This is a genomic window from Pseudomonas sp. RHF3.3-3, assembly GCF_048069595.1.
Classification (GTDB): Bacteria; Pseudomonadota; Gammaproteobacteria; order Pseudomonadales; family Pseudomonadaceae; genus Aquipseudomonas; species Aquipseudomonas fuscovaginae_B.
Map to the genome: position 1 here is coordinate 1,614,797 of NZ_CP182250.1, position 13,265 is coordinate 1,628,061.

Annotated in this window: 10 protein-coding genes; all 10 read left to right on the forward strand. The window is 61.7% G+C overall.

The annotated features are described in order from the left end of the window. Positions 1-49 precede the first annotated feature (49 nt). The 10 genes from rseP to ACMGT0_RS07340 all read left to right on the forward strand — a co-directional run bounded on the left by rseP (position 50) and on the right by ACMGT0_RS07340 (position 13,248). Positions 50-1,402, forward strand: a complete 1,353-nt coding sequence (rseP, locus tag ACMGT0_RS07295) for a sigma E protease regulator RseP (RefSeq protein WP_054058439.1) — start codon at positions 50-52, stop codon at positions 1,400-1,402. A gap of 75 nt (positions 1,403-1,477) precedes the next feature. Beyond that, positions 1,478-3,865, forward strand: coding sequence for an outer membrane protein assembly factor BamA (bamA, locus tag ACMGT0_RS07300; RefSeq protein ID WP_054058438.1), 2,388 nt, complete (start codon positions 1,478-1,480; stop codon positions 3,863-3,865). A 45-nt stretch (positions 3,866-3,910) separates the two neighbouring features. Next, complete coding sequence (locus ACMGT0_RS07305; protein WP_017906267.1) at positions 3,911-4,414, forward strand: OmpH family outer membrane protein; 504 nt, start codon at positions 3,911-3,913, stop codon at positions 4,412-4,414. A gap of 3 nt (positions 4,415-4,417) precedes the next feature. Continuing rightward, positions 4,418-5,473 carry a UDP-3-O-(3-hydroxymyristoyl)glucosamine N-acyltransferase gene (lpxD, locus tag ACMGT0_RS07310; RefSeq protein WP_054058437.1) on the forward strand — a complete coding sequence of 352 codons (1,056 nt, stop codon included), beginning with the start codon at positions 4,418-4,420 and terminating at the stop codon, positions 5,471-5,473. Positions 5,474-5,578: 105 nt separating this feature from the next. Beyond that, entirely contained in the window at positions 5,579-6,019 is a 441-nt protein-coding gene (gene fabZ / locus ACMGT0_RS07315) for a 3-hydroxyacyl-ACP dehydratase FabZ (protein ID WP_017906265.1), read from the forward strand. After that, complete coding sequence (lpxA, locus tag ACMGT0_RS07320; protein ID WP_054058436.1) at positions 6,016-6,792, forward strand: acyl-ACP--UDP-N-acetylglucosamine O-acyltransferase; 777 nt, start codon at positions 6,016-6,018, stop codon at positions 6,790-6,792. Before fabZ ends, lpxA begins: the two co-directional genes overlap by 4 nt. Before the next feature lie 2 nt (positions 6,793-6,794). Further along, entirely contained in the window at positions 6,795-7,925 is a 1,131-nt protein-coding gene (gene lpxB / locus ACMGT0_RS07325; protein ID WP_054061831.1) for a lipid-A-disaccharide synthase, read from the forward strand. 11 nt (positions 7,926-7,936) lie between these two features. Further along, positions 7,937-8,554 (forward strand): ribonuclease HII, encoded by a 618-nt coding sequence (gene rnhB, locus ACMGT0_RS07330; protein ID WP_054058481.1) that lies wholly within the window; start codon positions 7,937-7,939, stop codon positions 8,552-8,554. Between the two features lie 72 nt (positions 8,555-8,626). Beyond that, entirely contained in the window at positions 8,627-12,151 is a 3,525-nt protein-coding gene (dnaE, locus tag ACMGT0_RS07335) for a DNA polymerase III subunit alpha (RefSeq protein ID WP_416772010.1), read from the forward strand. Between the two features lie 149 nt (positions 12,152-12,300). Further along, positions 12,301-13,248: an acetyl-CoA carboxylase carboxyltransferase subunit alpha gene (locus tag ACMGT0_RS07340; RefSeq protein ID WP_054058433.1), complete on the forward strand. Its 948-nt coding sequence runs from the start codon at positions 12,301-12,303 to the stop codon at positions 13,246-13,248. The last annotated feature ends 17 nt before the right edge of the window (positions 13,249-13,265 follow it).

Sequence of the window (13,265 nt, forward strand, 5' to 3'; positions counted from 1 at the left end):
GCTGGGCGTCCGAGCGATGCGGCACTTGATAGGATTGCGGAGAAAGTAGATGAGCGCACTCTATATGATCGTCGGCACCCTGGTGGCATTGGGGGTGCTGGTCACTTTCCATGAATTCGGTCACTTCTGGGTGGCACGCCGTTGCGGCGTCAAGGTGCTGCGTTTTTCCGTGGGCTTCGGTACGCCGCTGTTGCGCTGGCATGATCGCCAGGGAACCGAGTTCGTCGTGGCGGCCATTCCGCTGGGCGGCTACGTGAAGATGCTCGACGAGCGCGAGGCGCCTGTCGCGCCGCACGAGCTGGACCAGGCGTTCAATCGCAAGACGGTACGTCAGCGCATCGCTATCGTTGCCGCCGGTCCGATTGCCAACTTCCTCCTGGCTATCAGCTTCTTCTGGGTGCTGGCGATGCTCGGCAGCCAGCAGGTCCGTCCGGTCATCGGCGCTGTCGAGGCCGGCAGTATCGCCGCGAAGGCCGGTCTGGCCGCAGGCCAGGAAATCGTCTCGATCGACGGTGAGCCAACCGCCGGCTGGTCTGCCGTCAATCTGCAACTCGTGCGTCGCCTGGGTGAGAGCGGTACGTTGCGGTTGCAGGTCCGCGAGGCGGGCTCGGACGTCGACTCTACGCGTGAGCTGGCGCTGGATCGCTGGCTGCAGGGTGCCGACGAGCCGGATCCGATCAAGTCCCTGGGAATCCGCCCGTGGCGTCCGGCCCTGCCGCCGCTGCTGGCAGAACTCGACCCGAAAGGTCCGGCCCAGGCCGCCGGCCTGAAGACCGGTGACCGTCTGCTGTCACTGGATGGCGAGGCGGTCAATGACTGGCAGCAGGTGGTGGACTGGGTGCGTATACGCCCTGATACCAAAATTGTGCTGCATGTCGAGCGCGATGGTGCTCAAATCGACCTCCCCGTAACCCTGGCGTCCCGCGGTGAAGGCAAGGCCGCCACCGGTTACCTGGGGGCGGGCGTCAAGGCCGCGGATTGGCCGCCGCAGATGCTTCGCGAAGTCAGCTACGGGCCCGTTGCGGCGATCGGCGAGGGTGCCAGGCGTACCTGGACCATGAGTGTCCTGACCCTGGATTCCCTGAAGAAAATGCTGTTCGGCGAGCTCTCGGTAAAAAACTTGAGCGGACCGATAACCATTGCTAAAGTGGCGGGCGCTTCAGCCCAGTCGGGCGTCGCTGATTTCCTGAATTTCCTTGCTTATCTGAGCATCAGCCTGGGGGTTCTGAATCTGTTGCCCATCCCGGTACTGGATGGGGGACACTTGCTGTTTTATCTGATCGAGTGGGCACGTGGTCGCCCCTTGTCGGAGCGAGTACAAGGTTGGGGGGTACAGATCGGTATCAGTTTGGTGGTCGGGGTCATGCTGCTTGCCCTGGTCAACGATCTGGGTCGACTGTAACGCGTCGCTAAAATTGCGAATCTGCCGCATCTTGCGGCAGTTTGTTTATTGCCAGTTGGAATAAGAAAGGACTTCATGAAACGTCTGCTGCTAACTGCGGTTCTCACCGTATTGATGATCGCCGAAGTTCACGCCGAGTCCTTCACTATCTCCGATATCCGTGTCAACGGCCTCCAGCGGGTATCCGCCGGTAGCGTGTTCGGTGCGTTGCCGTTGAACGTCGGGGATCAAGCGGATGACCGTCGCCTGGTGGAGTCCACCCGTGCGCTGTTCAAAACCGGTTTCTTCCAGGATATCCAGCTGGGGCGCGACGGTAACGTCCTGGTCATCACGGTGGTCGAGCGACCTTCCGTGGCCAGCATCGATATCGAAGGCAACAAGGCAATTTCGACTGACGACCTGATGAAGGGGCTGAAGCAGTCCGGCCTGGCCGAAGGCGAGATCTTCCAGCGCGCCACCCTCGAAGGCGTGCGTAACGAACTGCAGCGTCAGTACGTCGCCCAGGGCCGCTACTCGGCCGAGGTCGAGACCGAAGTGGTGCCACAACCCCGTAACCGCGTCGGCCTGAAGATCAAGATCAACGAAGGTACCGTTGCCGCGATCCAGCACATCAACGTGGTGGGTAACACGGTATTCCCGGACGACGACCTGACCGACCTGTTCGAACTCAAGACCACCAACTGGCTGTCGTTCTTCAAGAACGACGACAAGTACGCCCGTGAGAAACTTTCCGGTGACCTGGAGCGCCTGCGTTCCTATTACCTGGACCGCGGCTATATCAACATGGATATCGCCTCGACCCAGGTGTCGATCACGCCGGACAAGAAGAGCGTCTATATCACCGTCAACATCACCGAAGGCCAGAAGTACAAGGTCCGCGACGTCAAGCTCAGCGGTGACCTGAAGGTGCCTGAGGACCAGGTCAAGTCCCTGCTGCTGGTCGAGCCGGGCCAGGTGTTCTCGCGCAAGCTGATGACCACCACCTCCGAACTGATCACCCGCCGCCTGGGTAACGACGGCTACACCTTCGCCAACGTCAACGGTGTACCGACGCCGCACGACGATGACCACACCGTCGACATCACCTTCGTGGTCGATCCGGGCAAGCGTGCCTACGTGAACCGTATCAACTTCCGTGGCAACACCAAGTCCGAGGACGAAGTGCTGCGTCGGGAAATGCGCCAGATGGAAGGCGGCTGGGCTTCGACCTACCTGATCGACCAGTCCAAGACCCGTCTGGAGCGCCTGGGCTTCTTCAAGGAAGTCAACGTCGAGACGCCAGCCGTGCCGGGTGTCGATGACCAGGTCGATGTGAACTACGCCGTGGAAGAGCAGGCCTCCGGTTCGATCACCGCCAGCGTCGGTTTCGCCCAGAGCGCCGGTCTGATCCTCGGTGGTTCGATCACCCAGAACAACTTCCTCGGTACCGGTAACAAGGTCAGCATCGGCCTGACCCGCAGCGAATACCAGAGCCGCTACAACTTCGGCTACGTTGACCCCTACTGGACCGCCGATGGCGTCAGCCTGGGCTACAACGTGTTCTACCGCACCACCGACTACAAGGACCTCGACGTCGACGTAGCGAGCTATGCGGTGGACAGCCTGGGTGCCGGTGTGAGCGTGGGCTACCCGATCAGCGAGACTTCCCGTCTGACCTTCGGCCTGACCGCACAGCAGGACAAGATCAAGACCGGTCTGTACACCGTCGACGAGATCTTCAACTTCGTCAACGAGAACGGCAGCAACTACCTGAACTTCAAGGCATCGGCCGGTTGGTCCGAGTCGACCTTGAACAAGGGCGTACTGGCAACCCGTGGTCACTCCCAGAGCCTGACCCTGGAAACCACAACGCCGGGTAGCGACCTGTCGTTCTTCAAGCTCGACTATCGTGGCCAGGTGTTTACGCCTCTGACCGACACCTACACCATGCGCTTCCATAGCGAGCTGGGGTATGGCGACGGTTATGGCTCCACCCATGGCCTGCCGTTCTACGAGAACTACTATGCTGGTGGTTTCAACTCGGTCCGTGGCTTCAAGGACAGCACCCTCGGTCCGCGCGGTACGCCGAGCCGTGGCGTGGGCGTGACCGGCAACGTGGGTACCATCGCCGACTCGGACAACGACCCGCTGCCGTTCGGTGGCAACGTGCTGATCCAGGGTGGTGCCGAGTTGCTGTTCCCGCTGCCGTTCGTCAAGGACCAGCGTTCCCTGCGGACCTCACTGTTCTGGGACGTGGGTAACGTGTTCGACTCCAAGTGCGAACAGGTCAAGAACACCAACGGCACGCTGTCGCAGACGCAGTGCAACGACATCAGTTTCAGCAACCTGGCCAGCTCCGTGGGTGTTGGGGTGACCTGGGTCACAGCGCTGGGTCCGTTGAGTTTTGCCCTGGCGATGCCCGTGAAGAAGCCGGACAACGCCGAAACTCAGGTGTTCCAGTTCTCCCTCGGTCAGACCTTCTAAGGTTCTGCCCCCAGCTAATGACAATGGATTTTGTAGGAGTTTATCGTGCGTAAGTTGACCCAACTGGTGCTGCTGGCAAGCGTTCTGGTAGCGACCCCGGCCTTTGCCGAAATGAAAATCGCCGTGCTGAACTATCAGATGGCCCTGCTGGAATCCGATGCGGCCAAGAAGTACGCCGTGGATGCCGAGAAGAAATTCGGCCCGCAACTGACCAAGCTCAAGGCTCTGGAAAGCAGCGCCAAGGGTATCCAGGATCGTCTGGTCAGCGGTGGCGACAAGATGCAGCAAGGCGAGCGTGAGCGTCTGGAGCTCGAGTTCAAGCAAAAGGCCCGTGACTTCCAGTTCCAGTCCAAGGAACTGAACGAAGCCAAGGCCGTTGCCGATCGCGACATGCTCAAGCAACTGAAGCCGAAGCTGGACAGCGCCGTGGAAGAAGTCATCAAGAAAGGTGCCTACGACCTGGTGTTCGAGCGTGGCGCGGTGATCGATGTCAAACCTCAGTACGACATCACTCGCCAAGTCATCGAGCGCATGAACCAGCTGAAGTAACCCATGACTGCGACTATCAAGCTCGGCCAGCTGGCCGAGATCCTCGGTGCCACCCTGCGTGGTTCCGAGGAGAAGGAAATCACTGGGCTGGCCACCTTGCAGGAGGCCGGCCCAGCTCAATTGAGCTTCCTGGCAAACCCCCAATACCGCAAGTACCTCCTGGACAGCCGGGCTGGCGCGGTTCTGCTCAAGGCCGCTGATGCCGAAGGCTATGCCGGCGATGCCCTGGTGGTGGCTGATCCCTACCTGGCCTATGCGCGAATTTCGCACCTGTTCGATCCGAAACCCAAGGCGGCTGCCGGTATTCACCCGAGCGCCGTGGTGGCCGAGGATGCAACGGTCGACCCGACGGCGAGCATTGCCGCCTTCGTGGTGATCGAGAGCGGTGCGCGCATCGGCGCGGGCGTCACCATCGGCGCCCACTGCTTCATCGGTGCGCGTTGCGAGATCGGCGAGGGTGGCTGGCTGGCTCCACGGGTGACCCTGTATCACGATGTGCGCATCGGCAAGCGCGTGGTCATCCAGTCGGGCGCCGTGCTCGGTGGCGAAGGTTTCGGTTTCGCCAATGAAAAGGGTGTCTGGAACAAGATCGCCCAGATCGGCGGTGTGCTGGTCGGCGACGATGTGGAGATCGGCGTGAATACCGCCATCGACCGTGGCGCATTGGCCGATACGATCCTGGGCAACGGCGTCAAGCTCGATAACCAGATCCAGATCGCCCATAACGTTCAAGTGGGGGATCACACCGCCATGGCCGCCTGCTGCGGCATTTCCGGCAGCACCAAGATCGGCAAGCACTGCATGCTCGCCGGCGGTGTCGGGCTGGTGGGGCATATCGAGATTTGCGACAACGTGTTCCTGACCGGGATGACCATGGTGACCCACTCGATTACCGAGCCAGGTGCCTATTCTTCCGGCACGGCGATGCAGCCAGCGGCCGAATGGCGCAAGAGTGCGGCCCGCATTCGTCAGCTCGACGACATGTCGCGGCGGCTGCGGCAGTTGGAAAAACGTGTCGGGAACGTGACCCCGGACGCGCATGCTTCATCTGAAGGCTGATACCATTTCCATATCAAGTAGTCGTTAGACTGCCTCCTTGATTTGCTAGAGGAGCTCACCCTGCCGGGGTGTGCTCCCCATCTTTACTACAGGCTTCCCCACGAAATGATGGACATCAACGAGATTCGCGAATATCTGCCTCACCGTTACCCGTTCCTGCTGGTGGACCGGGTGGAGGAACTGGATTTCGAGGCCAAGAGCATTCGTGCCTACAAGAATGTCAGCATCAACGAGCCGTTCTTCAATGGTCACTTCCCGGCGCATCCGATCATGCCGGGCGTGCTGATCATCGAAGCCATGGCTCAGGCTGCCGGTATCCTGGGTTTCAAGATGCTGGGAGCGAAGCCTGCCGACGGCACCCTGTACTACTTCGTCGGTTCCGACAAGCTGCGCTTCCGCCAGCCTGTGGTGCCGGGAGACAAACTGGTTCTCGAAGCCAAGTTCTCCAGCCGCAAGAGCACTATCTGGAAGTTCGAATGCCGCGCGCTGGTTGATGGCAAGCCAGTCTGCTCGGCCGAGATTACCTGTGCGGAACGGGCAGTATGAGTCTGATTGACCCTCGTGCAATCATCGATCCGACGGCCGTTCTGGCCGAAGGTGTCGAGGTCGGCCCCTGGTCGATCATCGGCGCAGGTGTGGAAATCGGCGAGGGGACAGTGATCGGGCCGCATGTGATCCTCAAGGGCCCGACCCGGATCGGCAAGCACAACCGCATCTACCAGTTTTCCTCGGTAGGCGAAGATACCCCGGATCTGAAATACAAGGGCGAGGCGACTCGCCTGGTCATTGGTGACCACAACGTCATCCGCGAAGGCGTGACGATTCATCGGGGCACTGTCCAGGACCGTTCGGAAACCACCCTGGGCGACCACAACCTGATCATGGCCTATGCCCATATCGGCCATGACAGCGTGATCGGCAACCATTGCATCCTGGTCAACAACACCGCGTTGGCCGGGCATGTGCACGTCGACGACTGGGCGATCCTTTCCGGCTACACCCTCGTGCATCAGTTCTGCCATATCGGTGCCCACAGCTTTTCCGGGATGGGCACCGCCATCGGCAAGGACGTTCCCGCCTATGTCACGGTGTTCGGCAACCCGGCCGAGGCCCGCAGCATGAACTTCGAGGGCATGCGCCGTCGTGGTTTCAGCGAGGAGGCGATCCATGCGCTGCGCCGTGCCTACAAGGTGGTCTATCGCCAGGGCCTGACCGTGGAGCAGGCGATTGCCGAACTGGTCGAGCCTGCCGCTCAGTATCCTGAGGTGGCGGTGTTTCTCGAATCGATCCAGTCCTCGACCCGCGGCATCACCCGCTGATCATGGCCGGTCTGCGTATTGCGCTGGTCGCCGGCGAAGCGTCCGGCGACATTCTCGGCTCCGGCCTCATGCGTGCACTCAAGGCCCGTCATCCCGATGCCGAGTTCATCGGGGTGGGTGGGCCATTGATGGAGGCTGAGGGGCTGGTTTCCTATTTCCCCATGGAACGCCTGTCGGTGATGGGGCTGGTCGAAGTGCTCGGACGCCTGCCGGAGCTGCTGAAGCGGCGCAAGCTGCTGATCCGGACGCTGATCGCCGAGCAGCCGGATGTGTTCATCGGTATCGATGCCCCCGACTTCACCCTCAATATCGAACTCAAGCTGCGCCGTGCCGGGATCAGAACCGTGCACTATGTCAGTCCATCCGTCTGGGCCTGGCGTCAGAAGCGGGTGCTGAAGATCCGCGAAGGCTGCGACCTGATGCTGACGCTGCTGCCGTTCGAAGCGCGCTTCTATGAAGAGAAGGGTGTGCCGGTACGATTCGTCGGCCACCCCCTGGCCGATACGATTCCGTTGGAGGCCGATCGCGCGGCTGCCCGTGCCGAGCTCGGTTTGCCGGATGGCCCGCTGGTGGCGCTGATGCCCGGCAGCCGTGGCGGTGAGGTCGGACGGCTTGGCGCCTTGTTCCTCGATGCGGCCGAGCGTTTGCGCGCCACTGATCCCGGTATCCGCTTTGTCATGCCCTGTGCCAGCCCGCAACGGCGTACCCAGGTCGAGGCGTTGCTGGTCGGACGCGACTTGCCGTTGACCCTGCTCGACGGCCAGTCCCACAAGGCCCTGGCGGCTTGTAACGCGGTGTTGATCGCGTCCGGTACCGCGACCCTGGAGGCGCTGCTGTACAAGCGGCCGATGGTGGTTGCCTATCGCCTGGCGTCGTTGACCTTCTGGATTCTCAAGCGTCTGGTGAAAAGCCCCTATATTTCCTTGCCCAACCTGCTGGCCCAGCGCCTGTTGGTGCCCGAGTTGCTGCAGGATGACGCCACGCCCGAGGCGTTGGCGAAAACCCTGTCGCCGCTGATCGAGGGTGGCGAGGAGCAGACCCGCAGTTTCGACGAGATTCACCGGACCTTGCGTCTGGATGCTTCGAACCAGGCCGCCGAGGCGGTGCTGGCGTTGATCGCAAAACCCGTATGAGTAATGCCAAGATGCAGATGGGACTGGATTTTTCCCTGGTGGCCGATGCCGGAGAGCTGGTAGCCGGTGTCGATGAGGTCGGTCGTGGTCCGCTTTGCGGTGCGGTGGTGACGGCCGCGGTGATCCTCGATCCGGGTCGCCCGATCCTCGGGTTGAATGACTCGAAGAAGCTGACCGAGGCCCGGCGTGAAAAACTCTTCGACGAGATTCAGGAAAAGGCCTTGAGTTGGTGCATCGCCCGGGCCGAGGTCGAGGAAATCGACGAACTGAATATCCTCCACGCGACCATGCTCGCCATGCAGCGGGCGGTCGAGGGGCTGCATATCCAGCCCCGCCTGGCAATGATCGACGGCAACCGTTGCCCTAGGCTGGCGATGCCGGCGGAGGCGGTGGTCAAGGGTGATAGCAAGGTGCCGGCGATTGCTGCCGCGTCGATCCTGGCCAAGGTCAGCCGCGACCGTGAAATGAGTGCTTTCGAAAAAATCTATCCCGGCTACGGTATCGGCGGGCACAAGGGCTACCCGACGCCGGTGCACCTGGATGCCCTGATCCGCCTGGGCCCGACGCCGATCCACCGGCGTTCGTTCGCGCCCGTGCGGCTGGCCTGGGAGGCCCGCGAAGGGCGCTAGCCTACTGATGTTTTAGCCAAGGCCCGGTACAATCCGGGCCTTGTTGTTTTCAAAGATTTGGACAGGATCACTATGTCGGCTTCATTCGTTCATCTGCGCCTGCACACCGAGTTCTCCCTGGTCGACGGCCTGGTCCGGATCAAGCCGCTGGTCAAGGCCCTGAACGGCATGGGCATGCCCGCGGTGGCGGTGACCGACCAGAGCAACATGTGTTCCCTGGTCAAGTTCTACAAGGCTGCCATGGGCGGCGGGATCAAGCCGATCTGCGGGGTCGACCTGTGGTTGTCGAACAAGGATCCCGAAGCGCCGCTGAGCCGCCTCAGCCTGCTGGCGATGAATGCCGTGGGCTACCGTAACCTCACCGAGCTGATCTCCCGTGGCTACACCGATGGCCAGCGCAATGGCCTGATCATCATCGAGCGCGAGTGGGTGGCACAGGCCGCCGAAGGCGTGATCATGCTGTCGGCGGCCAAGGAAGGCGAGATCGGCATGGCCTTGATCGCCGGCAACCCGGAGATCGCCGAAGCCCTGGCGCTGGAGTGGATGGCGATCTTCCCGGATCGTTTCTATCTGGAAGTGCAGCGCACCAACCGCGTCAATGACGAGGAACACCTGCATGCCGCCGTGGCCCTGGCCGACAGGATCGGTGCGCCGCTGGTGGCGACCAACGATGTGCGTTTCATCAAGCAGGACGACTTCGATGCCCACGAGACCCGCGTGTGCATCGGCGAAGGTCGCGCCCTGGATGACCCTCGGCGTTCGCGCAACTACAGCGACCAGCAGTACCTCAAGAGCGCCGAGGAAATGGCCGAGCTGTTCAGCGACCTGCCCGAGGCGCTGGAAAACACCGTGGAGATTGCCAAGCGCTGCAATATCACGGTGCAGTTGGGCAAGTACTTCCTCCCCGACTTCCCGACACCCAACGGCATGGGCATCGACGACTACCTGCGCCACGTGTCCCACGAAGGCCTGGAAGAGCGCCTGGCGGTGCTCTGGCCCAGGGAGACCACGCCCAACTACGAGGAAAAGCGCCAGGTCTATCTGGATCGCCTGAAATTCGAACTGGACATCATCATCCAGATGGGTTTCCCCGGCTACTTCCTGATCGTGATGGACTTCATCAAGTGGGCCAAGAACAACGGCGTGCCGGTGGGCCCTGGCCGGGGCTCGGGTGCCGGTTCGCTGGTCGCCTACGTGCTGAAGATTACCGACCTCGATCCGCTGGCCTACGACCTGCTGTTCGAGCGTTTCCTCAACCCTGAGCGTATTTCCATGCCCGACTTCGACGTCGACTTCTGCATGGACGGCCGCGACCGGGTGATCGACTACGTGGCCGAGGCCTATGGCCGCAACGCGGTGAGCCAGATCATCACCTTCGGTACCATGGCCGCGAAGGCGGTGGTGCGGGACGTGGCGCGGGTCCAGGGCAAGTCCTACGGCTTGGCCGACCGCCTGTCGAAGATGATTCCCTTCGAAGTCGGCATGACCCTGGAAAAGGCCTACGAGCAGGAAGAGATTCTGCGTGACTTCCTCAAGACCGACGAGGATGGCCGGGAAATCTGGGAGATGGCCCTCAAGCTCGAAGGCGTCACCCGCGGTACCGGCAAGCACGCCGGTGGCGTGGTGATCGCGCCGACCAAGCTCACCGACTTCTCGCCGATCGCCTGTGACGAAGAGGGTGGCGGCCTGGTGACCCAGTTCGACAAGGATGACGTCGAGGCCGCGGGCCTGGTGAAGTTCGACTTCCTGGGTCTGCGGACCCTGACCATCATCAAGTGGGCGATGGAGACGATCAATCGCGAGCAGGCCAAGCACAACCTGCCCGACGTCAATATCGACTTCATCCCGCTGGATGACAAGAAGACCTACGAGCTGCTGCAGAAAGCCGAAACCACGGCGGTGTTCCAGCTCGAATCCCGCGGCATGAAGGAGCTGATCAAGAAGCTCAAGCCCGACTGCCTGGAAGACCTCATCGCACTGGTGGCCCTGTTCCGTCCGGGCCCGTTGCAATCGGGCATGGTGGACGACTTCATCAACCGCAAGCACGGCCGTGCCGAGCTGGCCTATCCGCACCCCGACTATCAGTACGAGGGGCTCAAGCCGGTATTGGCGCCGACCTACGGCATCATCCTGTATCAGGAACAGGTGATGCAGATCGCCCAGGTGATGGCCGGCTACACCCTCGGCGGTGCGGACATGCTGCGCCGGGCGATGGGTAAGAAAAAGCCCGAGGAAATGGCCAAGCAGCGAGGCGGCTTCATCGAAGGTTGCGCCAACAACGGCATCGATGCCGACCTGGCGGGCAACATCTTCGACCTGGTGGAAAAATTCGCCGGCTACGGTTTCAACAAGTCGCACTCGGCCGCCTACGGCCTGGTTTCCTACCAGACCGCCTGGCTCAAGACCCACTATCCGGCGCCGTTCATGGCGGCGGTGCTCTCGGCGGATATGCACAACACCGACAAGGTGGTGATCCTGATCGAGGAAGTGCGCAGCATGAAGCTGCGCCTCGACTCGCCGGATGTGAACAACTCCGACTTCAAGTTCACGGTCAACGACGATGGCCGTATCGTCTATGGCCTGGGGGCGATCAAGGGCGTGGGCGAGGGGCCGGTGGAGGCCATCGTCGAGGCCCGCGCCGAAGGCGGGCCGTTCAAGGACCTGTTCGACTTCTGCGAACGGGTCGACCTCAAGCGCATCAACAAGCGCACCCTGGACGCGCTGATCCGCAGCGGTGCGCTGGATCGCCTGGGGCCGTACTTCCATGACGAGCTCAAGGCCTACCAGGCCAACATCGACCGCAACCGTGCGGTGCTGTTGTCGGCCCTGGAGGAAGCGATCAAGGCCGCCGAGCAGACTGCCCGCACCGCCGACAGTGGCCATGCCGATCTGTTCGGCGGGCTGTTCGTCGAGGAGGACGCCGATGTCTACGCCAGCCATCGCAACGCCCGCGAACTGACCCTGAAGGATCGTCTGCGTGGCGAGAAGGACACCCTGGGCCTGTACCTGACCGGTCACCCGATCGACGAGTACGAAGGCGAGATCCGCCGTTTCGCCCGTCAGCGCATCATCGACCTCAAGCCGGCACGTGATACCCAGACCGTGGCCGGGATGATCATTGCCCTGCGGGTGATGAAGAACAAGAAGGGCGACAAGATGGGCTTCATCACCCTCGACGACCGCTCGGCGCGGATCGAGGCCTCGCTGTTCGCCGATGCCTTCATGTCGGCCCAGTCGCTGTTGCAGACCGATGCGATGGTGGTGGTCGAAGGTGAAGTCAGCAACGACGACTTCTCCGGCGGCCTGCGCCTGCGGGTCAAGCGGGTGATGAGCATGGAGGATGCCCGCACCAACCTGGCCGAGAGCCTGCGCCTGAAGGTCCAGGGCGCTGCGCTCAAGGTCAATGAGCTACGCTGGCTGGGCGAGCTGCTCAAGCAGTACCGGGGCGCCTGCCCGATCACCATGGAGTACACCGGTCCCGACGCCAAGGCCCTGTTGCAACTGGGCGACAGCTGGAAGATCGACCCGGCGGATGGCCTGATTCAGGCATTGCGTGACCAGTTAGGGCGAGACAACGTCTTTCTCCAATACCGTTGAGGTGGTGGCGCCATCGGTGCGCCCCGACCTTGAACTTACTTTTAATCTCGACCTGAACGCGCCATATCCCGTAATGTAGGGCGCGATACAGATCAATCGGCCGGCCAGGCTGTGTAAAAACTACTGTGCTCGACCCAAGACGGACGCTTATGAACCCGAATTTTCTTGATTTCGAACAGCCGATCGCTGACCTGCAAGCCAAGATCGAAGAACTGCGCTTGGTCGGTAATGACAACTCGCTGAACATCGGCGATGAGATCTCCCGACTGCAGGAAAAGAGCAGCACGCTGACAGAAGATATTTTCGGCAAACTGACCAGCTGGCAGATTGCTCGTCTGGCGCGTCACCCGCGTCGCCCTTACACCCTGGACTACATCGAACACATCTTCACCGAGTTCGATGAGTTGCACGGCGATCGCCACTTCGCCGACGACGCTGCGATCGTCGGTGGTATCGCCCGCCTGGACGACCAGCCGGTAATGGTCATCGGCCACCAGAAAGGCCGCGAAGTGCGTGAGAAGGTGCGTCGCAACTTCGGCATGCCGCGTCCGGAAGGCTATCGCAAGGCCTGCCGTCTGATGGAAATGGCCGAACGCTTCAAGATGCCGATCCTGACCTTCATCGATACACCGGGTGCCTACCCGGGGATCGACGCCGAAGAGCGCAACCAGAGCGAGGCGATCGCCTGGAACCTGCGCGTCATGTCGCGCCTGAAGACCCCGATCATCGCCACCGTGATCGGTGAGGGTGGTTCCGGCGGCGCACTGGCGATTGGCGTATGCGACCAGTTGAACATGCTGCAGTACTCGACCTATGCGGTGATCTCGCCGGAAGGTTGCGCCTCGATTCTCTGGAAAACCGCCGAGAAGGCTGCGGACGCCGCCGAGGCCATGGGCATCACCGCCGAGCGCCTGAAAGGCCTGGGCATCGTCGACAAGGTCATCGCCGAGCCACTGGGCGGCGCGCACCGTGATCCGGCGGCCGCTTCGGCGCTGATCCGTGCAGAACTGAGTTCGCAACTGGCGATGCTGAAGAAGCTCGACAACGAAACGCTGCTGGCTCGTCGCTATGAGCGTCTGATGAGCTATGGTCTCTAAGTAGAGCTACCTTGGTA